Origin of the sequence: Paenibacillus elgii NBRC 100335 (genome assembly GCF_004000865.1) — a bacterium.
Taxonomy (GTDB): Bacteria; Bacillota; Bacilli; order Paenibacillales; family NBRC-103111; genus Paenibacillus_G; species Paenibacillus_G elgii.
On sequence record NZ_BIMB01000005.1, the window covers coordinates 28443 to 54861 of the forward strand.

The 26419-nt window shown below is 55.6% G+C and carries 20 protein-coding genes; 6 read left to right on the plus strand and 14 right to left on the minus strand.

What is annotated here, in order from left to right; genetic code table 11:
* Nucleotides 1–65 precede the first annotated feature (65 nt).
* Nucleotides 66–1355 carry an ATP-binding protein gene (locus PEL01S_RS05225; protein ID WP_239551343.1) on the plus strand — a complete coding sequence of 430 codons (1290 nt, stop codon included), beginning with the start codon at nucleotides 66–68 and terminating at the stop codon, nucleotides 1353–1355.
* Between the two features lie 7 nt (nucleotides 1356–1362).
* Nucleotides 1363–2301 (plus strand): response regulator, encoded by a 939-nt coding sequence (locus PEL01S_RS05230; RefSeq protein WP_127459611.1) that lies wholly within the window; start codon nucleotides 1363–1365, stop codon nucleotides 2299–2301.
* Between the two features lie 69 nt (nucleotides 2302–2370).
* Here the strand turns inward: PEL01S_RS05230 and PEL01S_RS05235 are convergent, their stop codons facing one another.
* The 12 genes from PEL01S_RS05235 to PEL01S_RS05285 form a co-directional block, all read right to left on the minus strand.
* Nucleotides 2371–3291 carry a C40 family peptidase gene (locus PEL01S_RS05235; protein ID WP_127459612.1) on the minus strand — a complete coding sequence of 307 codons (921 nt, stop codon included), beginning with the start codon at nucleotides 3289–3291 and terminating at the stop codon, nucleotides 2371–2373.
* Nucleotides 3288–4391, minus strand: a complete 1104-nt coding sequence (locus PEL01S_RS05240; protein ID WP_127459613.1) for a mandelate racemase/muconate lactonizing enzyme family protein — start codon at nucleotides 4389–4391, stop codon at nucleotides 3288–3290. Before PEL01S_RS05240 ends, PEL01S_RS05235 begins: the two co-directional genes overlap by 4 nt.
* Nucleotides 4392–4412: 21 nt before the next feature.
* Complete coding sequence (locus PEL01S_RS05245) at nucleotides 4413–5342, minus strand: S66 peptidase family protein (protein WP_127459614.1); 930 nt, start codon at nucleotides 5340–5342, stop codon at nucleotides 4413–4415.
* 700 nt (nucleotides 5343–6042) lie between these two features.
* A complete protein-coding gene (locus tag PEL01S_RS05250; RefSeq protein WP_127459615.1) occupies nucleotides 6043–7665 on the minus strand; it encodes a peptide ABC transporter substrate-binding protein in 1623 nt (540 codons plus the stop codon).
* Nucleotides 7666–7701: 36 nt separating this feature from the next.
* Nucleotides 7702–8757 (minus strand): ABC transporter ATP-binding protein, encoded by a 1056-nt coding sequence (locus PEL01S_RS05255; protein ID WP_163767982.1) that lies wholly within the window; start codon nucleotides 8755–8757, stop codon nucleotides 7702–7704.
* A gap of 5 nt (nucleotides 8758–8762) precedes the next feature.
* Complete coding sequence (locus PEL01S_RS05260) at nucleotides 8763–9680, minus strand: ABC transporter permease (RefSeq protein WP_127459616.1); 918 nt, start codon at nucleotides 9678–9680, stop codon at nucleotides 8763–8765.
* 2 nt (nucleotides 9681–9682) lie between these two features.
* Nucleotides 9683–10615 carry an ABC transporter permease gene (locus tag PEL01S_RS05265; protein WP_063181549.1) on the minus strand — a complete coding sequence of 311 codons (933 nt, stop codon included), beginning with the start codon at nucleotides 10613–10615 and terminating at the stop codon, nucleotides 9683–9685.
* Nucleotides 10616–10630: 15 nt separating this feature from the next.
* Nucleotides 10631–11455 (minus strand): D-aminopeptidase DppA, encoded by an 825-nt coding sequence (gene dppA, locus PEL01S_RS05270; protein WP_127459617.1) that lies wholly within the window; start codon nucleotides 11453–11455, stop codon nucleotides 10631–10633.
* A gap of 251 nt (nucleotides 11456–11706) precedes the next feature.
* Entirely contained in the window at nucleotides 11707–12060 is a 354-nt protein-coding gene (locus PEL01S_RS05275; RefSeq protein ID WP_063181545.1) for a DUF3870 domain-containing protein, read from the minus strand.
* 382 nt (nucleotides 12061–12442) lie between these two features.
* Nucleotides 12443–12616, minus strand: coding sequence for a hypothetical protein (locus PEL01S_RS34355; protein WP_010492398.1), 174 nt, complete (start codon nucleotides 12614–12616; stop codon nucleotides 12443–12445).
* 56 nt (nucleotides 12617–12672) lie between these two features.
* The gene (locus PEL01S_RS05280) at nucleotides 12673–13128 is read right to left on the minus strand and encodes a DinB family protein (protein WP_127459618.1); all 456 of its coding nucleotides are present in this window, start codon (nucleotides 13126–13128) and stop codon (nucleotides 12673–12675) included.
* Nucleotides 13129–13212: 84 nt separating this feature from the next.
* A complete protein-coding gene (locus PEL01S_RS05285) occupies nucleotides 13213–20028 on the minus strand; it encodes a non-ribosomal peptide synthetase (RefSeq protein ID WP_127459619.1) in 6816 nt (2271 codons plus the stop codon).
* A 453-nt stretch (nucleotides 20029–20481) separates the two neighbouring features.
* On the opposite strand from PEL01S_RS05285, the gene PEL01S_RS05290 reads away from it, so the two are divergent.
* Nucleotides 20482–21339 (plus strand): formate/nitrite transporter family protein, encoded by an 858-nt coding sequence (locus tag PEL01S_RS05290; RefSeq protein ID WP_127459620.1) that lies wholly within the window; start codon nucleotides 20482–20484, stop codon nucleotides 21337–21339.
* 42 nt (nucleotides 21340–21381) lie between these two features.
* Here the strand turns inward: PEL01S_RS05290 and PEL01S_RS05295 are convergent, their stop codons facing one another.
* Nucleotides 21382–22107: a Fic family protein gene (locus tag PEL01S_RS05295; protein WP_063181537.1), complete on the minus strand. Its 726-nt coding sequence runs from the start codon at nucleotides 22105–22107 to the stop codon at nucleotides 21382–21384.
* Nucleotides 22108–22162: 55 nt separating this feature from the next.
* Entirely contained in the window at nucleotides 22163–23185 is a 1023-nt protein-coding gene (locus PEL01S_RS05300) for a DUF7309 domain-containing protein (protein WP_127459621.1), read from the minus strand.
* Between the two features lie 387 nt (nucleotides 23186–23572).
* On the opposite strand from PEL01S_RS05300, the gene yhbH reads away from it, so the two are divergent.
* The 3 genes from yhbH to PEL01S_RS35125 all read left to right on the plus strand — a co-directional run bounded on the left by yhbH (nucleotide 23573) and on the right by PEL01S_RS35125 (nucleotide 26363).
* Nucleotides 23573–24733, plus strand: a complete 1161-nt coding sequence (gene yhbH / locus PEL01S_RS05305; protein ID WP_063181533.1) for a sporulation protein YhbH — start codon at nucleotides 23573–23575, stop codon at nucleotides 24731–24733.
* Nucleotides 24730–26160 carry a SpoVR family protein gene (locus PEL01S_RS05310; RefSeq protein WP_127459622.1) on the plus strand — a complete coding sequence of 477 codons (1431 nt, stop codon included), beginning with the start codon at nucleotides 24730–24732 and terminating at the stop codon, nucleotides 26158–26160. Before yhbH ends, PEL01S_RS05310 begins: the two co-directional genes overlap by 4 nt.
* Nucleotides 26161–26276: 116 nt before the next feature.
* Nucleotides 26277–26363: a putative holin-like toxin gene (locus tag PEL01S_RS35125; RefSeq protein WP_239551042.1), complete on the plus strand. Its 87-nt coding sequence runs from the start codon at nucleotides 26277–26279 to the stop codon at nucleotides 26361–26363.
* Nucleotides 26364–26419: the final 56 nt, after the last annotated feature.

Here is a 26419-nt window from a genome sequence, read left to right on the forward strand (position 1 = left end):
AATATTATCATATGGATCGTCTACACTAAACTACAAAAACCTACAATTGCGAGTTGATGCGAATTTTGAAAAAGGCTGTTTCTTGGCAAAGCCGCCTGCTCTCGCTCGCCCTTGTCGCCATTCTCGTACCGCTGGCCGCCGAGCTGAAATTTTATCCGTTCTCGGATTCGTTCCGCGTCGGCATGGGGCCTCCCGTGCTTTTTTTCAGTTTGCTGTGGCTTCGCGGGTTAACGCCCCTTGCAGCGGGATTCGTAACCGGCCTCACGGTGCCGGCCTTTCGGATCGGACTGGATGCGCTGGGCGGGGCAGCGCTTGAAGCTTCATTCTATCAGCATGTTCCTGCTTTCTTTTTTTATTTCTCTTATGGGGCCTTGTTCGCCGCGGCGCAGGTCAACAACTACCGGCAAAGTCCGCTGCTGATCGGGCTGATCGGCATGGGATTGGAAGTCGGTTCCAATGTGGCGGAGCTGTTTTTTCGCTATTCGCTTCCCGGCCGCACGATCATACTGCACGAGCTGGAGCAAATTATCGTAATCGCCGTATTCCGGAGCTCGTTCGTGCTGGCGATCTTTAACATTATCCAACTGAGGCAGGTGCGTGCGCTGCAGGAGCGGGAGCGGCAGGAAAACGAGCATCGGCTGATGCTGATCTCGACGTTGTACGAGGATTCCGTGCATTTGCAAAAAACGCTGCAGCAGGCCGAGCAGATCACCCGCTCGTCCTATGAGCTTTACCGCGGGCTGAAAGACGCGGCCGAGTCCGATTTCGCCCGGCAAGCCTTGGGCATCGCCGGACAGGTGCACGAGATCAAGAAGGATAATCAGCGGATCTACGCCGGATTGTCGCAGCTCATCACAAGCGAGCAGCGGGCCGATTTCGGCCTGGCAGAAGAGCTTGGCGGCGTGGTGGTCCGCTCGAATGAAAAATACGCCCACTTGCACGGCAAATCGATCCACATTGCGTTGAGGGTTAAAGGGGAGCATCCCCCTTATCACGCCTACACGCTGCTGTCGCTGCTGAACAATCTCGTCTCGAACGCCGTAGAGGCGATTGCGAAGGACGGGAATATCGAAGTCGTCATCGACCGTACGGACAAACGCACGACGGAGCTGCGCGTCCGGGACGACGGTCCGGGCATTCCGGAGCCTTCGCGGGATATCGTTTTTCATCCCGGCTATACGACCAAATACGATTCTTCCGGCGTTCCGTCGACGGGTATCGGCCTCTCCTATGTACAGGAAACGGTGGCTCGGCTCGCCGGAACGATCGCCATTCGGGAAGGAATCGGTGGAAAAGGAACGGAATTTATCATACAATTGCCGTTAGCAAGTTTAACGACGAATAAGGACGGGTGAAAAAGGAGTGCGATTTTTTATAACCGATGACGACCCGGCGGTACGCCGGATGCTGGCGCAGCTGATCGAAGACGAAGACCTCGGCGAGGTGGCGGGCGAAGCCGCGGACGGAGCGGATGTGGATGCCGGGCTGCTGGCGGTCACGCGGACCGATATTTGGCTCATCGACCTGCTGATGCCGAAGCGGGACGGAATTGAGACGGTGCGGGAGATCGCCCCGTCGTTTCCCGGCAAAATCATCATGCTGTCGCAGGTCGAATCGAAGGAAATGATCGGCGAGGCCTACGCCTTGGGCGTTGAATATTACATAACGAAGCCAATCAACCGGTTGGAGGTGCTCTCGGTTATCCGCAAGGTCGAGGAGCGGATGCGGCTTGCACGGTCCATTCAGAACATTCGCCAGTCTCTGCTCGGACTGGACGACGGCGGCCTAGGGCAGCCCCCGGCCCCACGCGAACGGGATCGCGGTTCTGACGGAATCGGCGCGGCAGGCCGCTATTTGTTCTCGGAGCTCGGCATCACCGGAGAGATTGGCTGCAAAGATTTGCTGGTGATGCTGCAAATTCTATTGGAGCATGACGACGCCGCTGCGGGCCAACGCGATTTCCCCCAGCTGCGGGAGCTGTTCCGCGCAGCGGCCGTACGCAAGCTGGGCGATAAGGCGGACGAAGCGGTGATCAAGAAAGAAATCAAAGCAGCCGAACAGCGCGTGCGCCGGACGATTCATCAAGCGTTAAGCCATTTGGCTTCGCTCGGATTGACGGATTATTCGAATATCAAGTTCGAAAATTACGCATCGAAGTTTTTTGATTTTACGGAGGTTCGCAAGCGGATGCTGGAGCTGGAGGACGAGAGCGGGGACACCGTCTCGCAAGTGCGGATCAACGTCAAGAAATTCATTCAGGTCCTTTATTTAGAAGCTAAGCAGCACATGCGGGAACATTGATTTGAAAAAGGGCTCTCCCCAGGTCTGTATCGGACCTTATAGGAGAGCCCCCTTATTCAGTTGATCATCTTACCAATATCTTCTGGAAATGCAATGCTCCTTCGCCAGCTTGTAGCCGTCCAGATCGACAAGCTCTATGCATCCTTCGGAATCAGGAGAATGAAGCATCCGATTGTCACCCGCATAGATTCCGACATGATGCACGCGCCCCTTGCCTTCTTCGTAGGCGAAGAAGAGCAGATCCCCCGGTTCCAGACGGTCCCGCTCCACCCTCTGCCCCTGAACGGCTTGATCAGAAGCGTCCCGCGGAATGAGTATGCCTTGCGATTTATGCATGCTGTAAGCAAAGCCGGAGCAGTCGTACCCGAAGGAAGACATGCCTCCCCAGAGATAAGGAAGACCGATAAACCGCATCCCCTGCCGGACGAGCCGCTTGCCCGCATGCTCTTCTTCCATGCCGGAAGATGCCGGACGGCCGGCGACCCACACTTGCTCCTTCGGCAAAAAGCCCGCTCCGTGCGGGGTATCCACCACGACGCCGTCGTTCGTCTCTTCGATGACGGGCAGCCGGGTGAGGAAGCTCAGCTCGATTTCGGCTTGAAGCGAGCGGAAGGTCAACAGCGCCCGAGGAGCGGCCACCTCCGCCCATCGGTCAGCGTTGGCTTCGGCGCTTGCTTCCATCAGCTGGCATTTCGGCACCCATCCGGGATAGCCTGCTCCCTCCTTCCGGGTGCTTTGCTCGGGAATGAGCACCTTGACCCAGTCGCCGTTTTCTTCGGCAACTATCGCCCCGGTTCCGTACAGCATTTGCGTCTGAATCCGATTGGCGCCGTACAAATCCAGCTTATCCTTAACGTTCATCGCCCCTAGCCATTCCGTTATGGCTGCCGGATGCCGCAGCGCGGGTTCGTCCATCGGACGCGGGGAATCGGGAGACGTCCACACGGTGGCGACGGACACCGCCGCTCTCACTCGCTTCGGCCCGCTCATGATACGGCTCCCATCCCGTCCTGACAGCGCACATTCCGGATGCCGAGTCCGGCATCGTCCGGGAAGGTCATGACCCGCCCGTCGTATCGGACGCCACCGTCGACGATATCGTGAAGCATCATGAGCGGCGCATCGAAATCGAAGCGGGTAATGTTCTTTTTACTCGCCGCAAAATGAGCCGCCGCCGTGACCGCAAGACGGGATTCGATCATGCTGCCCACCATGCATTCCACGCCGTATTCCTCTGCAATTTGGTTGATGATTTGCGCCTTGTAGATCCCGCCCGATTTCATCAGCTTGATATTAATCAGATCGGCCGCGCGCCGCTGCAGCACTTCAAGCGCCTGAACCGGAGAGAACACGCTCTCGTCCGCCATAATCAGCGTTTCGACCGCGTCCGTGACGGCCTTCAAGCCTTCGATATCTCCAGCCTTCACCGGCTGCTCCACAAGCTCGATATTGAGGCCCATGTCTTCCATCCGCCGGATCGATTTGACCGCATCCTTCACCTGCCAGCCTTGGTTCGCATCCAGCCTGATTTTGACCCGGTCGCCTACGCGGCTGCGGATTTCTCTGATCCGTTCGATATCTTCGCAGATATCGTCCTTCCCTACCTTGATCTTCAGTACGTTGAACCCGGATTCCACATAGCGGGCCGCATCCTCGCCCATTTCTTTTGGCGAATTGACGCTGACGGTAAAGTCCGTCTCGATCCGATCCTTGTAGCCTCCGAGAAATTGATACAGCGGCACCCCACAGGTCTGCGCCACCAGGTCGTAGACCGCCATATCGACCGCGGCTTTGCCGCTGCTGCAACCTACCATCGCCTGATGGACGGATTGAATGATTTGTTCATAGGCCAGCAGACTTTTGCCGACTAACAGCGGTGTGAACGTATGGACAATGGCAGATTCGATGCTCTCCAAGCTGTCCCCCGTAATCACAATCGTAGCCGGCGCTTCGCCCCAGCCGACCCGGCCATCGTCCGCTGTGATCCGAACGAATACGGATTCCGCTTGAAATACGGTCCGCAGCGCGGTTTTGAACGGTTTGACGAGCGGGGTGGACTGGCGCATTACGTCTATTCTTTGAATTTGCATCCAGGGCGCCTCCTTACGCTTCTACTTTACAGCCGGCTCGATAAACTCCAGCTTCTTTTGGGTGGTATTCATCCTCGCCTCTATGCCTAACGGCACGGCGATGTTCGGCGAGCAGTGGCCGATTTTAAACCCTGCGAGCGCGGGTCTTCCCGCCTGAACGATATGATGCCGGATGACCTGCTCCAACGTTAGTGAAGGGTTGTACTTGTTCGGCTCGCAGTCGTGAAAATCGCAGACGAGAATTCCCGAAGCATCGGCCAGCTTTCCGGCCTGCCGCAGTTGGTTCAGCATCCGATCGACGCGGTACGGCTCCTCGCCAATCTCTTCTATAAACAAAATACGTCCGCGGGTATCCAATTCATACGGTGTCCCGAGCGTGCTGACAAGCAGGGACAAATTGCCTCCGACCAGCGGTCCGTACGCTTCCCCTTCCACCAAGGCGACAAGTGGCGAGATGTTTTCCGTGTAGACGACCGGCTTCGGATGAAACATCTGCTCAAAGCCCTGCAAGGTCAGCGGATGGACAGGCTCTTCGGCAAGACAGGTCAGCATAGGACCGTGAAACGTGACGAGCCCCGACCGGTTTCCGATGGCGGTGTGGAGGAACGTAATATCGCTGTAGCCCCAAAAAATTTTCGGGTTATCGCGGATACGATCGTAATCCAGCATATCGGCCATTCTTGCCGACCCGTATCCGCCGCGCGCGCATACGACGGCCCGAATGTCCGGGTCCGCGAACATCGCGTTCAGCTCCGCCGCCCGCTCCTCGTCCGTCCCCGCCAAATAACCGTACTGGCCGGACAGCGTGCCGCCGAAGCGGACGTTCAGGCCCATCCGGTTCAAATAACCGGCCGCTCGCTCGATTCTGCTCCGGTCTCCCCAACTGGCCGGGGCCGTAATACCCACCGTATCGCCCACGACGAGACGCGGAGGTTTGATGCGCTGGCGCATGGTATCTTCCTCCCTTCGTTTGCGGAGCCGACGATGGCTCGGATTAACCGATGATGCAGTATTGCGAGAACCATGCTCGGCAGGCAGTATCCGCTTCATTGGCGACGCAGGTACTCTAAGCGATAAGTCGGCTTAACGCTTTTCTACAATTGCGGGTATTGGCGCGACAGGCCGAACGATTAGGCATTGCAGGCACTGACGCCACAGTCGGGTTGACCGGCTTTTTGCAGCACCACAGGAAACTATCGCGATACCTGGTCTTACGGCTATTCAGCATTGCAAGAACCATCGCATAAAGGTTTTTGAGAATCGCAGGAGCTATCGTATGCCCCATTGGACACTTTTTTCAGCATCACTGGCACTGGCGAACAGTTCTGTACTACCGTATTCAGCATAGAGGAACTGCGATGCGTTATTGTGCCTGATTTCGGCGCCTTGTGCAAAATAGAGGAACTGCCGTTCGCTATCGCTCCCATTTCGTGGGTCATGAACATTTTTCGACACAACTAAAGCACCTGTCTTCCGCTATATTCCAACGGGCGCTGAATGCTGCTCCTTAACGCATCCTACTTCCTTTATATGCTCAACTGATCCCCACGATCCGCCCGCCCACCGCCTGCTTCCGACTTTAGAGTGCCGGGGATACTCGCCCTGCAACCTGCAAGCACCTGCCCATCAGGCCACACCGCCCCGGTGCCGTCTATTTCAAATCGGCCCACTTGAAGTCGATATAGCCGTAAGCGTGCCGGACGACTCCTTCCAGTTTGTCGCTTTGCATATAAGCGGAGTTGTAAAAGTACAGCGGCATGATCGGCGCTTCGTCCAGTAATATTTTCTCCGCTTCGTGCAGCAGCTTGAACCGCTTGGCATTATCCGGCTCATTGTAGGCGTCTTGAATCAGCTTGTCATACTGCGCGTTACTCCAGCCGGTCCGGTTGTTCGGATTGCCGGTCTGGAAGATGTCCAGGAAATTGATCGGATCGGCAAAATCCGGCAGCCAAGACGAACGGGAAAATTGCAATTGCAGCTTCTTCTGCTCGGCCGTCAACACCTTGCCTTCCTTGCTCTCGATTTTCACGTCGACGCCCAGGCTTTCTTTGAACATCGCTTGAGCCGCCTCGGCAATTTTCTGGTGCAGATCGTTCGTATTGTAGGTCAGCGTCACCTGCGGGAGCGTTTTGTAGCCGGCCTCGGCCATTCCTTTCTCCAGCAGCTTTTTCGCTTCTGCGGCGTCGTATTTCACCAGCGTTCCGCCAACCTTGCGGAAGTCGTCCCCTGCCGGATCTTTGAGTCCGTACGAGACGAATCCGTCGGCCACCTTTTGCTTCTGCTTGACGACGAGGTCGACGATTTTCTGGCTGTCCACAGCCATCTGGAACGCTTTGCGGATATTGACGTTATCGAACGGCGGCATCTTGGTGTTGAACCGGTAAAAATACGTTCCCGCCGAATCCTCCACTTTGACCTTGCCATCCGCGAACAGCTTCTGGCTCAAATCGGCCGGAATGACGCCGTCAATATGCAGCCCCCCGCTCTGATACAGCTGATACTCCGTATTCGTGTCGTTAACCATCTTGAACGTAACGCCGTCCAGCTTGACGCTCGCCGCATCCCAGTACTGGTCGTTTTTGACCATCTTCAGCTCGGAATCGTGCTTCCATTCGGTGATCTTGAACGGACCGTTACTCACGATCGTGGCGGCTTCGCTTGCCCATTTGTCGTTTTTCTCTACGGTTGCCTTATGTACCGGGAAAAATGCCGGATTGGATACCATTCCGAGCAGCCACGGGGCCGGCTTGGTCAATACGACCTCCAGCGTCTTGTCGTCCGTCGCTTTGATTTTGACGCCGTCGGCCGGACCTTTATCCGAATTGTACGTTTCAGCCCCTTCGATGACGTAAGCCAGAGGCGCGGCCGGCGAAGGCTTCTTCGGATCGAGCATCCGCTTCCAGGCGAATTCGAAATCGGACGCCTTCACCGCGTCCCCGTTCGACCACTTGATGCCGTCCCTCAGCGTAAACGTATACTGCTTGCCGTCGGGACTAATCTTCCATTCCTTGGCCATCGCGGGCTCGGGGGATTGGCTTTTGCCAAGGCGCGTCAAACCTTCCATGGCGTTGTTCAGAATGTCGTACGACACTTGGTCGAACCCGACCGGCGGGTCCAGCGACGTAGGCTCCCGCAGATTGTTGTACAGCAGGATTTTGGCCTGCTGTTCGCCCCGGGCCGGATCGGTGCCTGCCCCTTCTTTGCCGCTGCAGCCTGCCAGCGCCGTGCCGGATAACAAGATACAGCCGAGGAGTAAAGCCGTTCTTTTCTTCATGCAACGTCTCTCCTTCACATTGTATGATAGGAATCGCTAACCTATTGCCGATCGGATAAAAGTATTCGCGTTCGGCGGAACCATCTGTTTGGCGCGCGCGTCCTGCAGCCAACAGGCAACGCCGTGCCCGCCAGACAAGCTGGTTGTGTCCGGCTGGAAGTCGGCGCACACCTCCATGGCGAGAGGGCACCGGGCTGCGAACGCGCAGCCTTTGGGCGGCGCGAACAGATCCGGAGGAGTACCCGGAATCGATTGCAGCGGGGTATTCCGATCGCTGTCCAGACGCGGCATGGAGGCAAGCAGCCCTTTCGTATAAGGATGCTGCGGATGCTGGAACACCTCGTCCACCGTGCCCGACTCAACCACCTTGCCGGCGTACATGACGTTCACGCGGTCTGCGATATTCGCCACCACGCCCAGATCGTGGGTGATCATGATGATGGATACGCCGGTTTTGCGCTGCAGCAGCTTGAACAGATCGAGAATCTGCGCCTGAATCGTCACGTCGAGCGCCGTGGTCGGTTCGTCAGCAATGAGCACCGACGGATTGCCGACCGCTGCGATCGCAATCATGATGCGCTGCCTCATGCCGCCGCTGAACTGGTGCAGATGCTGCTTGAGCCGGCTTTCCGGGTTCGAAATACCGACCAGCTCCAGCATCTCCACTGCCTGCTTGCGGGCCTCGGACCGCGACAGCTTCTGATGGCGGATGATGCCCTCCATAATCTGCTCGCCGATGGTGATCGTCGGATTGAGCGCGGTCATCGCATCCTGGAAAATCATCGTGATGGCCGAGCCCCTGATCTCCCGCATCTGCTTCTCTGTCAGCCCGGTCAGCTCCCGTCCCTGAAACCGGATGCTGCCCTGCCTGATTTTCGAGGTTTGCGGGGGCAGAAGCCGCATCAAGCTGCGGGCGGTAACGCTTTTGCCGCAGCCGGACTCACCTACGATGGCGAGCGTCTCGCCGCGGCGAAGCGTCAAGCTCACGCCGCGGACTGCCTGCACCTCGCCGCCGTACGTGGTGAAGGAGACATGCAGGTCTTTCACTTCGAGCAGGACGTCCGAGGGAGACAATGAATCGGGTCCATTCATGGAGCTTACCTCCTCTGCTTCGGATTAAATGTGTTTTGCAGCCCGTCGCCGAGCAGGTTGAACGCCAGCATCGTCAGCGAGATGAAGAACGCCGGAAAGAACAGCCGCCACCAATAGCCGGATAAAATCGTCGGCAGCGCATCGTTTGCCATCGTCCCCCAGCTAGCCAGCGGAGGCTGAATGCCGAGACCGAGGAAGCTGAGGAACGCTTCCGCGAAGATCGCCGACGGGACGGAGAACGTCACCTGCACGATAATGACGCCGAAAGCGTTCGGCAGCAGATGTCTGCGGATAATGCTCCACGCCCCTGCTCCGAGCGTCCGCGAAGCCAATACGTACTCGGACGACGATAGTTGAAGCACCTGCCCGCGCACGATCCGGGCCATGCCGATCCAGCCGGTCGCCGTTAGCGCGATGATGATGGTGAACAAGCCCGGGCCCATGACGACCATCAGCAGGATCACGATCAGCAGGTACGGAATGCCGTACAGGATGTCGACAATCCGCATCATGATGTTATCGACCCGCCCGCCAAAATAGCCGGCGATGCCCCCGTAAACGACGCCGATGAGAAAATCGATGAGCGCGGCGACGACGCCGACGGTCAGCGAAATGCGCGAGCCGAACAGGATGCGCGCGAACACATCCCGGCCGAGCTCGTCGGTGCCGAACCAATGCTCGGCGGACGGGGCTTGATTGCCGTTCAGCAGATTTTGCTTGGAATAGCTCTGGTCCGTCAGCCAAGGCCCGAAGATCGAAAGCGCCGCCAGCGCAACGATGAAAATAAGCCCGAGCAGAGCCAGCTTGTTCTTGAACAGCCGGATGCGCGCCTGCTGCCAGAACGTCAGCTGCGGCCGGACGATCGCTTCCATAGGGCCGACGCGTTTTTGCATCGGCACAAACAAATGATCGGGAACCGACATCCTCACCTCTCCTTTCCATGCAGCTTGATACGGGGGTCGATCAGACTGTAGGCGATATCGACCAGGAACATCATGAAGATGAGCAAGGCGCTGTAAAACACCGTCGTTCCCATGATGACTGCATAATCCCGGTTGTTGATGCCGTCCACAAAATATTTCCCCATGCCCGGAATCGCAAATATTTTCTCGATGACAAAGCTGCCCGTCAGCACGTTCGCAAGTAATGCGCCGACTAACGTAACGACCGGCAGCACCGCGTTGCGCAGAGCGTGCTTGAACACGATCGTCACCGGAGAAAGCCCTTTGGCCCTGGCCGTCTCAATGTAGTCCTGCGTCAGCACTTCGACCATATTGGCCCGCGTCAGTCTTGCAATGATCGCGATCGGTCCGGTGGACAGTGCGACCGCAGGCAGCACGACATGCTTCCATGTCCCCCATGTCGCCACCGGCAGCAGCTCCCACTCCACCGCAATGTATTTGATTAGCAGCGGCGCCACGACGAAATTGGGCACCGCGATGCCGATGACGGCGAGCACCATGGCGATGTAGTCGATCAGGCCGTTTTGCCGGAGCGCGGCCGCCGTTCCGAGCGCAATGCCCGATGCGATCGCAAGGAGAAGCGCCACGATGCCGAGCTGGAACGAGACCGGGAAGCCGCGCTCGATCATCGCGTTCACGCTTTCCGGATAGTGCGAGATCGACGGCCCGAGATCCAGCGTGAGCAGCGACTTCAAATAAAGCGCATACTGGACGTACACCGGCTTGTCTAGATGATAGAACGCCATCATGTTCTGAACGACGGCGGGGTTGGCTTCTTTGCCGTCCCGGTCGAACGGCGAGCCCGGAATCGTATGCATCAGGAAAAACGTAATCGTGACGATGAGCCACAGCGTCACCAGCATGGACACAAATCTTTTCAATAGGTACGGCGCCACTCGATCACCCGCTTCTTAACAAAATGAAGTTCGCATGGCCAGTTCCGTCATGACAAGCATTGCTTGGTACGCTTCCAGAATGTTTTTGGCTTGAAAGGAAACGACCGGCGAGCCCTGCTCGATCGTCGTTCCCGGCATCAGGTGCGCCCACTCCGCCTGCCCGTAATTGGCGAATTCGATCGACAGCATCGGACTCTCCGGGGGCGTCAAAGGCTTCACGCGGCCGCGGGCCTCGAGCGCTTCTCTCGTTTTGTCGCGAAGCAGCTGCCCGCTTTTCTCCGGCGTCAGGCAGAGCGCCGCCGTCCGCGAGATGCGTCGCTTGACGATGGCCGTCGTCACCCCCGGGATCAACGCCTCCGCTTCCTCCGCCGTCTCGTCGTCTCCCGCCACGAGCAGCACCGGCACGCCGTAATGACCCGCGACGAACGCATTGAAGCCGAGCTCCCCAACCGCCGTATCGTTGATGTACATGTTCCGCACGCCGAAAATCATCGTGTGGCTGAGCACGCCCTTCCTTGCAGCCCGTGTATGATAGCCCAGAAAAGCGGCCCCGGCGAAGCTGGCGTCAAGCCCCTGCACCATCGAAAACGGCTTGACGTCCCCCGAAATCAGCTGCGTCTCCGGATGAAGCTTCTCGATCAGCAGGTTGTTCATCTTGGAATGGCTGTCGTTGACTACGACTTCCCCGCATCCCTCTTGGAATGCCGTTTCAATGACATGATTGGCCTCTGCAGTCATAATGAGCCGGCCTCTTTCGTAGTTGTGCTTGCCGGAATCGACAAACGTAGCATCGACCAGTCCGGTAATGCCTTCCATATCAATCGAAATGTACAGTTTCATCGCTCAATCCTCCAATTTAGATATGTAATAAGAAAAGCTTCTTATCGAAGCCACTTCGAGGAAGATACATTCGTGTCTTAGAGGAAGCTTTTCTTGCGATATAGAATTCAATCAGCTCCGCTGATAACTTATAAATTCTATATCTATAAAAAAATCCAGCAAACGACAACCGGCAGCCGCAAGGCTTCCAAGCGTATCGTTTGCTGGATTTTATTTACGCGTATGTCGCCATACTAATAAACAAAGCAGCGTTATGCGGACCCTGACGCACCGGAATCGCAATCCCGGCCGTTTAAGGCCAATTTGTATTTTTTTTGCGCATCCTTGAAGGCGACGATGATCGCTTTCTGCGACGAGCCGTGGTACCTTCGCTTGATTTCGTCGGCGACCGGCTCGAAGGCCAGAATGCTCTGCCCGACGAATAAGGAGCGGACAAATTGCGAGGTTAGCGGAATGGTGGACGAGCAGCCCGCATCCACGATTTTGTGGTTGGTCGTATCCACGACAAGTCCGATGAAAAATGCGCTGTACTGCTGAGTAATCGGATTATTGAGAGATGTCTGCGCATCGCCGACCACGTAAACCGTGTCTTTATCGTAATCCATACCCGTCTCCCTTAATCGGCGTCCTTGGACCGGACGAACAGGGATGAGGGAAGGGAAGCTTCCCACGACCTGCCGCCTTCGGACGCACAATGAAGAATATGTAACTTATTCTAACAACAAACTAACATATTGTAAACATGAAATCAAATTATTTTGTATGCGCTTACTAATTTGGTCTCTGAAATTTGCACAGGAACGCTTTGGTACAATTGTTAAACATTTGTGAAAATTCTCATACCCAATTCTATTATAATAAACTCCGCTGCGTCTGAATAGCTCTATTTCACAATTTTACAATGATTTGTCGATGATACGGCAATGATACGGTACAAAAGAAAAAGCCGGACATCCCATACGAATGACCGGCTTTCGGCTTCATACACTACTCCAGACGGTAATCGTCGATCTTCTCCCCGTCTTCCCACACCTCGACAAACAAGGCATCGCAATCCTCAAAATCGGACGGCTTGAACGAGAGAGCTTTCTCCTCGTCCTCGCCCACATACACATTTTCCATCCCGTCTTCATTGAACGAGAGGATAACATACAGCTTCATTCCAGAACCTCCAGCAGCTAAGCGTATTTTATAGTGATGCCAAAATATACAACCGATTAAACGTTGTTCTTCAAAATTTGACCGTTAAGATGGTATTCCATATGTTCCACGTAATCGTCAATGATCCACTGCAAGCTTTTCGTTTCCTGATTGGCGGTGACACATTGGTAAGATAGTTTTTCCGCTGGTATTTTTTCGATGGCCTTCAAGATCCGGTTATTTAAGCCGGACCATAAATTCAGAATCTCTTCCGCCGGAGCGTTCTGATAATCCTGCAATGTCACCCATTGATCCTGATCGTAAGGGATGAGGACATACGGCTGCTTTTCGTATTGAATTTTGATAAATCTCGGAAGATTGTTGACGGCCGAATCGCATAAGTGTCCCAGCGCTTCTTTCGGAGACCATTTACCGGGCATGGGTCGCTCGGATACCTCCGCTTCGGACATCCGGCCGAACTGCTCCGGGACCGCATGCAGCCAATGCTTTAAACGTTCCGCTGCATTCTCCATCGTATTCCCTCCCTCATCTCAAATGATTGACAGCCTTCTCTACATACTATTTCTCCGTTCGTTCGGACTCTCCCTTTTTCTAACTTAAATAAATCCGACATCCCGGCAGTACCTCATCATATCGTCCATCTGCTTATCGCTGATCACCCGCCATTCGAAGCCGAGCTTCTTCAGCAGCAGGACGGTCTTCTCCGAAGCGAGCGTAAACCGGGTTTGCTCCTGCTGCTCCAGCCAGCCGTAATGAAGCATCAGGCTCTCAATCTCCTCCCGGCAAAAGCCTTCTTCGTACCTGCTCTTCATGTAATCGATGAACTCGTCGAGCGTCCCTGACGCCATTCTTCCTCCCGAGCGGCCGTCGGCCAGCACACGGTGCATACTCTCGTAATGTGGGTTGTACAAATGGAATATTTCGTCCCGCAGCGCAGCGGGCTTCATCAGTTGAACGATCGCTTCGCTGACCCGATCGACGCAGGAAAAATCGATATCAGCCTCCAGCCGGGGCACCATGCCGAGACGTACAAACGACTTGAGCGTAGCGTAAAAGGCGTTTTCCTCGATGTTCTGCTGGAACTTACCCGTATCCGATTGAAAGACAAGGTTCCCTATCCGGTAAATGCTGGTGCGGAGCCCTTGAGCCCGCGCCTGAACGACCCGCTTTTCCGCTTCGAACTTGGATTTGGCGTAATAGTTCTCGTACTGCTGCCCCCGGTCCAAATCGTATTCGGTAAAATAAGCCGCAGCCTGTCCCGGAATATGTCCGGTCGCGACACCCAAAGTGGAAATATGATGCACGTCTTTGGCCCGGTGCGTACCGGCAAAGGCCAGCAGCCGCTCGGTCGAAGCGATGTTATGGCTTTCGAAATGCGAATAGCTGCCGTAGTGCTTCACGGTCGCCGCCGAATGCACGATGCAGTCGACGGTGCTCGCAAGCTCCAGATACGCTTCCTCTGCGAGTCCCAAGCTTTCCCGCGACAGATCTCCCCGGTAAATCCGAATCCGGCGGTCAAGCTGCGCTTCCATGGCATCGCCTGCGAAATAAAAGGCCAGCTTCGCAAGCAGTCGTTCCCGCGCTTCCGCCTCCGTCGCCGCACGCACAAGAACGTGAACCGTCGCAGCAGTTCCGGCTAACAACTCCCGCAGCAAATGGATGCCCAAATACCCGGTGGCTCCCGTCAGCAAAATGTCGTTGTACCCGCTGTCCCGCGTCAGGTCGAGGCGGGCATACTGTTCGTTCCTCGCCCGGTATACGGCAATCTCTTCGTCGAATCGTTCCATCGCGTCGTCACGGCGGACTGTCTTCAATTGCTCCAGTTTAGCGGTCAAATAGTTGGCCTTCAGCTTCACCTTGGCGGACAAGGACGCTATCGTCTGGTGCTCAAAGACGTCGTTGACTCCGATATCCAAGTCCTGCTGCAGCCTTGCGGTCATCGCAGCCGCCTTCAGCGAATGGCCGCCGAGCTTGAAGAAGTTATCGTGAATGCCAATGCCGCTAATGTTCAGCAGCTGCTCCCACACGGTCGCGATCCTCCTCTCGATGTCCGTACGCGGAGCGACGCGTTCGCGCTTGGCTGCGGTACGCTCGCCCGGATTGGGCTCGGGCAGCGCCCTGCGGTCGATTTTGCCGTTGGGCGTGAGCGGCATACTCTTTAACGGCACGAAATACGAAGGCAGCATATACTCCGGCAGCGCCTTGGACAAATGCTCCCTGACAGCCATAACCGGGAGCTCTTCCGTAACGGCGAAGTAAGCGCATAACTCCTTGCCGCCGCCTTCCTCCCGGGCGACCACGATCGCTTCCCGGATCGAAGGATGGCTCAGCAGCGCGTTCTCAATCTCTCCAAGCTCGATCCGATACCCGCGGATTTTCACCTGATGGTCCAGACGTCCCAAAAACTCCAGCGTACCCTCCGGCGTCCAGCGTGCGAGGTCGCCTGTCTTGTACATGCGTCCCTCTCCGGCGAACGGGTCGGGCACAAATTTCTCCGCCGTCAGGCGCTCGTCGTTGAAATACCCTCTGCCCACGCCATCTCCCGTGATGTACAGCTCTCCTGGCACACCGAACGGCTGAACCTGCAACCGGTCGTTCAACAGGTAGATGCTCGTGTTGGCAATCGGCCTTCCAATCGGTGGAAGCTCCGGGATCGGGCCGTTCGGGTCGATCGTATGAGCCGTCGCGACATGCGTTTCCGACGGGCCGTAATGATTGTGCAGGAAAATCTGATGCCGCTGGAGATGCGCCTTGAACTTGTCCGGGACGGCCAACGGCTCCCCGGCCGTTATAATATGGCGCACCGACACCGGAAGCTTGTTCGCGTACGCGCTCTCGTTCAGGATAAGCTTCAAGTACGAGACGGGCATAAACAAGACGTGAATTCGGCGTTCTTCGATAAGCCGCAGCAGCTTGTCCGGGCTTCGCCGGGTTTCGTTCGTCACGAGATGCAAGGCGCCCCCCGCCAGCAAAGTGGACCATATTTCCTGCGAGCTTACGTCGAAGCTGAGCGTCGTAAATTGCAGCACGCTGCCGCTGTAATCGACGTTCGTGTGCCGAAACTGATGGTGAAGCAGATTGACCATATTGCGGTGCTCGATCATGACGCCCTTCGGCTTACCGGTCGTTCCCGACGTATAAATCACGTACAGCAAATGGCTCGCACGGCTGCGTGGAGGAGAATTATCTGCCGCTTCCTTGTAGGCGGCATCCGTATCCAGGCATAGCATCATGCCGTCAAACTCGACCCGATCCTTCAAGTGCGTCTGTGTCAGCAAGAGACGGGCCCGGCTGTTGTCCAGCATATATTTTATACGGTCGGCGGGATAATCCGGATCGATCGGAAGGTAAGCCCCTCCCGCCTTCAAAATGCCAAGCAGACCGACAATCATGTCCGGAGACCGCTCGGTCATCAGTCCGACGAGCTGCTCCGGCTGCACGCCGTGGCGAATCAAAGCGGCCGCCAGCCGGTTCGCCCGCTCGTTCAACTGCCGGTAAGTGAGCGCTTCGTCCCCGAATACGACAGCCGGCCGATCCGGCGTCTGCCGGGCTTGCTCCTCAAACCATCCGTGAATCGTCAAGTCGCGGTCGTACGCGGATTCGGTTTGATTCCGCCCCTCCACCTGCTCCTTTATTTCCGCTTCCGAAAGCAATCGCAGCTCGGACAGCCGCTTTTCCTCCGAAGCGACTGCATCCTCCAAAATCCGCACATACTGGCTCGCCATCCGCTCGACCGTATCCCGCACGAACAGATCGGTGCAGTATTGGAAATCGATCCGAAGCGTATCTTCCGTTTCCTCCGCATCAAGCATCAGATCGTACTTGGAGATCGGGTCCACGTACCGCTGAACGGTGATTCGGCTCCCTTCGATCGACGGCGTCGTCGTGCGGCCCGTATTTTGCATGACAAACATTGTATCGAAAAGCAGGCTGCGTCCCGGCACTCGGGGAATGCGCAGCGACTGCACCAGCCGTTCCAGATCGTAGTCCTGATGCTCGAAGGCGGTAAGCAGAATCGACTTCAGCTCCTGCAAATAGTCGGCGAACGTCTTGGTCCGCTCCGGGAAGCTCCGGACCGGCAGCGTGTTGACGAACATGCCGATCAGCGGCTGCAGTTCGGTTTGCGGGCGGCTGGCGACAGGAACGCCGACGATGATGTCCTCCTGGCCGGAATACCGGGCAAGCAGCACTTTGTAAGCAGCGAGCAGGATCATGTACATGGTGGTGTCCGTCCGAAGGGCGAACTGCTTCAAGCGCGCTGTCAATCCGGCATCCAGCCGAAGCGGGTAAGTGTCGCCCTTAAAGCTTTGGAAGCCCGGTCTTTCCTTGTCGGTCGGCAGCTGCAGGACTGGGAGCTCCCCGGACAAGGCCGCCATCCAATACTCGCGCTGCTCCGCCTCCTCCTCCGATTTGCGGCCGTTCAGCCAGAAGGCATAATCTTTGAATTGAATCGTCGGGCTAGGCAGCTCCTCCCCCCGGTACAATCGGCTCCATTCCTCGAAAAACACATGCATCGAAACGCCGTCCACAATAATATGGTGAAAATCCAGCATCATAAAATGCAGCTCCTCGGAGCAGCTAATGAGCCCGGCCCGGAATAACGGCGACTTCCCGAGATCGAAGGGAACGACGAACGCGGACATCAGCCGCTCCGCCTCTTCTTCCGCCGCCGCATGAAACTGCATTTGAAACGCCGCACGGGGCCAGATGGTCTGCGCAAGCTCCCCGTCCACCCATGCGAAAGCCGTACGGAGCGATTCGTGACGCTCGATCATTTGCTCGAAAGTCCGCTCCATCCGCCGCCGGTCGACGCTCCCTTCGATCTTGAGCAGCAGCGGAGTGTTATAGGCCGTCCCCACCTGCTCCACCTGCCCGATGAAGAAGAGGCGCTTTTGCGCCGGATGAAGGGGGTAATGCTCCCGCTCGGGCGCCTTTTCAATCGCCTGACTGCCTCCGGTCGGCTTGTCCGCTTGACCGATCCGCTCCGCCTGCTTCCGGATCGTCACATGCTCGAACAACTCCGCAATCGACAGCCGGACGCCGAAGTGCTGTTCGATCTGTCCGCGCAGGACGGCGGCATGCAGCGAGTGGCCTCCGGCGTCGAAGAAGCGGTCATGAACGCCGACCGTCCGCAAGCCGAGCAGCTCCTTCCACAGCTCCGCCAGTCCCCGTTCCGTCTCGCTATCCGGAGGCGCGTAAGAAGCCGACTCCGCTTCTCTCTCAGGCTCGGGCAGCGCGCGCCAGTCGACCTTGCCGTTCGCATTCACAGGTAGCCTCGGAAGCATGACGAACCAGGACGGAATCATGTAATCCGGCAGCTGCTCCGCCAGAAACGACGACAGCTCGCTGCGGGCGAAGGGCTCTTCGGATACGACATATGCGCATAGGTACGCACGGCCGGCGTCGTCTTCGCGCGCGATCACGATGCAATCAAGCACCCGGTCGTGCAGCCGGAGCCGATGCTCGATTTCGCCGGTCTCGACCCGAAAACCGCGTATTTTCACCTGATGATCGAGGCGTCCCACGTATTCGACGGACCCGTCCGGCAGCCACCGGGCCAAGTCCCCCGTCCGGTACAGCCGCTCCCCCTCGCGGAACGGATGGGCAACGAATTTCTCCTCCGTCAGCTGCGGCCGGTTCAAATATCCTCGGGCCAGGCCGATGCCGGAAATGCATAATTCCCCGGGAACCCCTACCGGCTGCGGCTCGCCGCAGGCATCCAAAATATACAGCCGAACGTTATTCAGCGGCTTCCCGATCGGAATATTATCCGAGTGCGCCGTAACAAGCTGCGTCGTGGTGAAGATCGTATTTTCGGTAGGCCCGTATACGTTATAAATAAGGTAGCTTTGCGGGTGGAATGTCTTCAGCTTCTCTCCACCCGTCATCAGCACGCGAAGCGAGCGATTGGGAAGCTTCATAAAGTGCTCGCCGAGCTGGGTCGGCAAGAAGCTGACGGTAATGCCATGTTGGTTGAAATACTCGTTCAGCTCCACAGCATCCAGCCGGATATGCTCGGGAATGACATGAACCGCCGCCCCGGAAATCAGATAGGGGAATATTTCCAGTATCGAGGCATCGAACCCGACACTGCAATATTTGCTGCTGCGATCCTCCATCGTGATCTGAAAATGCGAGCAATGCCATTCGCAAAAATTGACCAGCGACCGGTGCTCGATCAGCGTGCCTTTCGGCTGCCCGGTGGAGCCGGACGTATAGATGACATAAGCCAAGTCCGATGGTCCTGCAAGCTCCGGCAAAGGGGACGAGTCCACATCATGCATCTGCAGGTCTGCAAGATCGACAATCTGTCCATGAAAGGCAAATGGAAGCTCCGACTGCCCTTCCGTGAGAAGCAGCTTCGCTCCGCTATCCTCCAAAATGTAGCGTATGCGGTCCAGGGGATAATTCGGATCAATCGGCACATAGGCGGCGCCCGCTTTCAGAACCGCCAGCATACCGGCGAACATCGACAGCGTGGGGCGAGTCATGACGGCGACAAGGGTATTTGCTTCTTGTGCGCCGAGTTCTGCCAGCGTTCTGGCTATCCGGTTCGATTGCTCGTCGAGCTGCCGATAAGTCAAGCGGCCGGTCCCGTCGACGATCGCGGGGCGATCCGGCGTACGCCGCGCCTGCTCCGCAAACAGCCGGTGAATGGTCGCATCGGAGGAAAAAGGAACATCCGTTTGATTGAACCCGACCAGCAGCTGCTCTCTCTCGTCTTGACTCAGCAAAGCGATGCGGCCGACAGACGTATGGGGAGATTCGATCCAAGCCATGACGATATTTTCCAAATGCCCCAGCAGCCTGCGGATCGTTGTCGGCTGAAACGCGTCCGGCTTGTACTCCGCGCGGACTTCAAGAACGTCCGACAGCACGAACCGGATCGCAAGGTCGCATCCCGGAATGGCCTGCCACGTCCGGACGGCGCCGGGAGCTTCCACGGCTGCGGCCGTATTGAAAGGGAGCTGCGGCGAGGCGGACCCGCTCAGGTCGCGAAGCTCGCTGCGTGTAAGCGCGTAAGCCTTCTCTTGGGCCAGCGTATCCTCCGCCCGGGCGACCAGCAATTCGAGCGGCAGCGAAGCTGCGCCTGCGATTCGGGCAAGGATGATCCGGTCTTCCTCGGGCGTGACCGCCGCAAACCGTACCTCTTCGGTACGCAAATAGCGCTGCAGCAATACGGCCCACGCCGTATAAAGTACGGTGCTTACTTGGACCCGATGCAAGCCGCAAAGCTGACGCAAACGATCGGACGGCGCATTTTCGAACGTGTGATTAAGTGTCCGATACGCATCCGTGTCGCCCGCCGGACCGCGATCCAAACGGAGAACGGTTGCTTCCTCCGCGTCCTGCATCTCCGTTATCCAGCGGTCAACAACGCTGATCGTCCCTTCATCCAATTTCTGTGACATCCTCTTATTCCCTCCCGAATTCAATTGGTTATGAAGACAAAAAGCAACCCGTTCCAAATCCGAAACGAGTTGCTGTTCAAAACGAAGGCGTTTCCTGCAACCGTCAGGCCCGTGCGTTGACGCATACGGCCCTCCATGACTCCCCCTGCAATGAAATGACGGAGCCCTTTTTATTCAATTCGTTGAACTATCGATTCATGTCGAATCGTTAAATAATATTGCGTATACAGTTATATTTTACCATATTTCGTCGAATTTCCAAATACTTTTTAAGGATTCATCCGTTATCTCCGGAACCGCGCTGTCTGTGCAAACCATCCAACGCGAATGTGATAAATACCACTTTCGTTCCCCTTTTTTTGCGGTAAAATGAGACGACAGGAGAAACTGGGCGTTAGCACACCGTTGATTGTGAATATTTTCACAAATAGAATGGAAAGGTCGTGTCACGACATGTCGTATCGCAAACCGGAAGAAATTGCGCATATTACCGCAGCCATGGGCGAGAAGAAAGCGAATATGCGTCCACTGCAAGCTTGTACGCTGGGCTTTTTGGCAGGGGCTTTTATCGCTCTAGGCTTTCTTCTATATCTGAGAGTAGCTGCGAGCGTTCCTGCGGCTTGGAGTGGGCTCGGCTCCTTTCTGGGCGCGGCGTTGTTCCCCATTGGCCTGATCCTCACCATTATTGCCGGGGGCGAGCTGCTAACTGGAAACATGATGGCGGTGCCGCTCGCACGACTCCAAGGTAAAATTACGACGAAGCAGCTCGCCGTCAACTGGCTGCTGATTACGCTATCCAACTTTGCCGGGGCGCTCTTTGTCGCTTACCTGTTCGGTCACGTTGTCGGCTTGACGGAAGCGGAGCCGTACTTGTCCAAACTGGTCAAGGTGGCAGGCGCCAAGCTTGACGAGAGCTTCCTTCAAGCCTTTATTTCGGGGATCGGCTGCAACTGGCTTGTCGCCTTGGCCGTCTGGCTCGCCTACGGCGCAGACGACGTCGCGGGCAAAATGCTCGGCATCTGGTTCCCGACGATGACCTTCGTCGCCATCGGCTTCCAACACGTCGTCGCAAACATGTTCCTGATCCCTGCCGCGATCTTCGCGGGGCACTATACGTGGTGGGAGTACTTGGGCAACTTTGTCCCCGTCTTTCTCGGTAATGCCGTCGGAGGCAGTGTATTCGTCGCCACCGCCTATTGGATAGCGTATCTGAGAACCAAAGAAAAATCCGTGCTAAACCGAGAATCGGCTCTTCCGCAGCCGCAGACTCGACCGACGGGTGAACGAGCGGTGGCGGAAGGTAAGGCCTGAAGGAAGCCGGACAGGAGCGCACCCGCCAACCTCCAGCCAGCTTCACACAAGCTTAAGATACAAATCGAACGTTCGACTTAATATATCGCTAACCAGACCAATAAAACGGGTATTATCGCCTGTCGTGTGAGCGTCATCCAACGCAGAATAATAAGCGAGTCTGTTTTCTTTCTCAACGACAATGGGCGGATACCCGTTCTTCATTAACTCAAAATTCAACAATAATCGCGCCGTCCGACCGTTCCCGTCGATGAACGGATGAATTTTCACAAAGTCGCTATGCACCATTGCCGCTTTGGCTACAGGGTGGAGCTGCTCCCCCTCACTATCGTACCATTGGATGAATTGCTCCATGGCAAGGGGAACCTGCAGGGCGTCCGGCGGAATATGCCTGGCTCCGCTGATCAGCACATTTTCCTTCCGGTAAATGCCTGCAAAATCATCCTGAATTCCTTTGAGGATCAGCCGATGAATACTTTTGATTTGCCACTCGGATAAAGGTTCCTGTCTTCGAACAATGTCCTCGACATATAGAATGGCCTCTTTGTGGTTAATGACCTCCAAGTGTTCCTTAATCGTTTTCCCGCCAATTGTGATTCCTTCCAATGCTACCTTTGTTTCCGAGAGGGTTAATGTATTTCCTTCGATAGCGTTGGAATGATACGTCCAATTCACGATAAGATGCTCCCGGATGCTGCGCAAGGTATGCGTCGGCAGAGGCCTTTTTTGATCCAATTGACGTTTCTTCTCATCAATAAGCTCGAACATGAGCATCCACTCCAAATATAGAATCCATCATTTCTGATGATTGAACGAAAGAAACCTACCGCATCCCGGCTCCAAAATAATGCAGCATGCTTGCTTTGGCGTCTTCCAACGCGGGCAATTCGTCCGTCAAATAAGCCTGCGGCTCAAAAGCCCGGAGAACCTGCCGCAAGTAAACGTAAACTTCTTCATTTGTGGCCCATATTTCGCCAGGAACAAGCTTTAGCTGCTCGACCAGCGCAAGAAAAGCATCGACAAGCCCGTTCGCTATTTGCGTTTTTTCGCTTAAGCCATGTTTTAAAATTTGCCCCGAGCTCCCGTCTACGATCAGAAACATCTTCGGATAAAAGGGACGCTCTCCCTCATCAACAGGTATGGGTGCGAAGAAGCAGTCAATCTCCCAAATGCCCGCCGAACCTTTCGCCGATTTTTTCGCCTTGGTCAAACGAAGCTCGTCGACCGGGTCAGCTTGCAGCGTAGGCATTTCCTCCAAGGGCTCCGGCTGCAGCCATTGATTCGACCAGACGATCCCGCCTTCGGTTCGGGAAGGCACCCGGACAAGAAACGTTTCTTCGTCTTCATGAAACAACGCACCCGGGTCATGACGATGCTCCATTGCGATTTCACGCGCCTGCTGAATCGCCCATGTGAAGAAAAGCGCTTGCTCCTGCGTTAAGACCGGCCACGGCACAAAGCCGGGTTCGTACACCCGCAATGTCGGCCAGGCATGAGCGCCGCGGAATTTGAGCCCAAGCTCCTTGATTTGTTTCAGCTCCCGCGGATACAGCTCGTCCCGATTGTCGAAGGAAAGCAGCAGAGCATCCTGGGTAAATCTGGGGTCTTCGTCCGATTCGCCCGAGAACATCCTCATAATTGAATTCAAGCCTTTGGTCCCCATATAAACGGACAGCCCGAAAACCTCGCCTCCGTTGCCTAAAATGCTGCAGTACCCGACTTCTCCGCTTTCCGGATTTTTCACGCCGAACATATGCGCGTTGGTCATCCATTCCCAGCACTTGCTTTGCTTGAAAGATATATCCTCTTCGTATAATGATTTCCACTGTTCTATCGTAGGATTCATCGGTACACTTCCTCATTTTCGAAAATGGTAAAAATATCGTCCCTATTCGAAAAGTTCTTTGCCCACCATGATTATACCATACTTATCCAAATGAGCCTTCTCATAAACTAGAATCGGCTTCTGCAAAATGGAGGCCTGCTGAATCTTCTGAATGCGGTGCCAAAAAATCCGCTCCTCCCCCGTTCACATATCCCTCCGGCACTTGAATATATTTAGTAACAAGCACTTTTTTCAAGAGCTTGTCAGGTTTAGTTAACATGCTGTTTTACACGCTTTATCGTCCATCCGGTCCCCAACACCGTTTAAGCTTTCGACGCCGGCTCAGCCGCTTTTTGACCGCGCTATCGAAGCCAGCTTTGATTCAAAAGCTTTCAGGAGGTGTTCCGCATGACAGAGCCTTTATTTACCGTATCCCGCGAGGATTGGTCCCTGCACCGCAAAGGATATCAGGATCAAACCCGCCATCAGCAGAAGGTCCGGGAAGCGATTAAGCAAAATCTGCCTGATCTGGTGACGGACGAAAGCATCATCATGTCGGACGGTAAACAAATCGTCAAAGTGCCCATCCGCAGTCTGGATGAGTACCGTTTCCGCTATAACTACAACAAGAGCAAGCATGTGGGGCAAGGCGACGGGGATAGCCAGGTCGGCGACGTGCTCGGGGTAGACCCGCAGCCCGCTTCCGGTCCGGGCAAGGGCGAGGGCGCCGGTAACCAGCCGGGAGACGACTATTATGATGCCGAGGTGCAGATGGAGGAGCTGCAGTCCCTGCTCTTCGAGGAGCTGGAGCTGCCGAACCTGCAGCAGAAGGAAAAGCATAATGTCACAACCAAAGAAATCGTTTTCAACGACATCCGTAAAAAAGGAATTATGTCCAACATCGACAAGAAGCGGACGATTCTCGAAAATCTGAAACGGAACGCCACCTCGGGGGTCCCCGGCATTCATCATATCAGCCCGGACGATCTGCGCTACAAGACGTGGGACGAAATCGTCACCCCTCACTCGAACGCGCTGGTGCTCGCGATGATGGACACGTCCGGCAGTATGGGGTCCTTCGAAAAATATATCGCGCGCAGCTTCTTCTTCTGGATGACTCGATTCCTGCGGACGAAATACGAGCAGGTGGAAATCATTTTCATCGCCCACCATACCGAGGCCAAGCAAGTGACAGAAGAGGAATTTTTCACCAAAGGCGAAAGCGGCGGTACGATCTGCTCTTCGGCCTATCAGCTTGCGGTCGACTTGATCGATCGGAGCTATCCGCCGTCCCGCTTCAATATATATCCGTTTCATTTCTCCGACGGCGATAACCTGACATCGGACAACGAGCGGTGTGTGCGGCTGATCGGCGAGTTAATCAAGCGGGCGAACCTGTTCGGATACGGCGAAGTAAATCAATATAACCGCAGCAGCACGTTGATGTCCGCTTACCGGAACATTCACGATCCGAAATTCGTGCACTACGTCATTCGTGAGAAAGGCGAAGTGTACAAGGCGCTCAAAACCTTTTTCCCGAAGGGTGCGGAGGGGAGGATCGCTCAGTGAATGCGGATGACATCAAGCAGTTGGAATACGCCATCGCAGAGATAACCGAGGTCGCCCGCGGCTTCGGTCTCGACTTTTACCCGATGCGCTATGAGATATGCCCTTCCGAGATTATTTACACCTTTGGCGCTTACGGGATGCCGACCCGCTTCAGTCACTGGAGCTTCGGGAAAACGTTTCATAAGATGAAAATGCAATACGATTTCGGACTCAGCAAAATTTACGAGCTTGTCATCAACTCCGACCCGTGCTACGCTTTCCTGCTCGACGGCAATTCGCTCATCCAGAACAAGCTGATCGTGGCGCACGTGCTGGCGCACTGCGACTTTTTCAAAAACAACGTCCGCTTCTCCAAGACGAACCGCAACATGGTCGAGAGCATGTCCGCCACGGCCGAGCGCATCCGCCAGTACGAGATCGATTACGGGATGGACGAGGTAGAACAGTTTATCGATGCCGTGCTCGCCATTCAAGAGCATATCGATCCGCTGATCACAAAGCCGTACCGAGGACGCGGCAGCGGCCGGGAAGAAACGGCGGACGATCAGAAAAAGCCTACGGAGCGCAAGTTCGGCTACGAGGATTTGTGGGATTTGGATGAGAAGCCCGCGGCCAAGACCGCCAACTCCAAAGAAGCCCCGGCCAAGTTTCCGGCCGAGCCGGAGAAGGATCTGATGCTGTTTATCGAAGAGCATGCTCCCTATCTGAAGGATTGGCAGCGCGACATCATGACGATGCTGCGGGACGAAATGCTGTATTTTTGGCCGCAGATGGAAACGAAGATTATGAACGAAGGCTGGGCCTCCTACTGGCATCAGCGCATTATGCGGGAACTCGATCTGACCGACTCCGAGACGATCGAATACTCCAAGCTGAACTCCTCCGTCGTCGTTCCTTCCCGCCATACGCTGAATCCGTATTACCTGGGACTGAAAATTTTCGAGGACATCGAGAAGCGCTGGGATAAGCCCTCGCAGGAGGACCGCGACCGGTTCGGCTATAAAGGCGGCGAAGGCCGGCAGAAAATATTCGAGGTGCGCGAATTCGACTCCGATCTATCGTTCATCCGCAACTACATGACCAAGAAGCTGTGCGACGAGCTCGATTTGTACATTTTCGAGAAAAAGGGGCCGGAGTGGAAAATTACCGACAAGTCCTGGGAACAAATCCGCGACCAGCTCGTGTATTCCCGAGTGAACGGCGGCTTCCCTTATATCGTGGTCGACAACGGGGATTTCGAGAAGAACGGCGAGCTGTACTTGAAGCATATGTACGAGGGTATCGAGCTCGATTTGAAGTATGTGGAACGGACTCTTCCGTATATTCACCGGCTGTGGGGGAAGACGGTGCATCTTGAATCGATCATTGAAACGAAGCCGGTGCTATTCACCTATGACGGGAAGAAGCAGAACAGGAAATTTTTATAAAAAAACAACAGAAGCCGCGGCGGCAAATGCTGTTGCGGCTTCTGTCTGCTGAGAAGAACAGACATAGTGGATTGCCGGAGAATAAATGTTGTAACTTGCTGCCCGCTCTGACGCTCATGATCGGCTTCGGTTCGCTTCTTATTGCGCTGCTGACGCTGGTTGTGACCATTGTCATCGTGCTTGCCCAAAACAAGAAGAAATAGACCGCCCGCTCTGGTAAGGTAACGGTCTATTTCCACTTTACTTTGAAGCCGTCCCC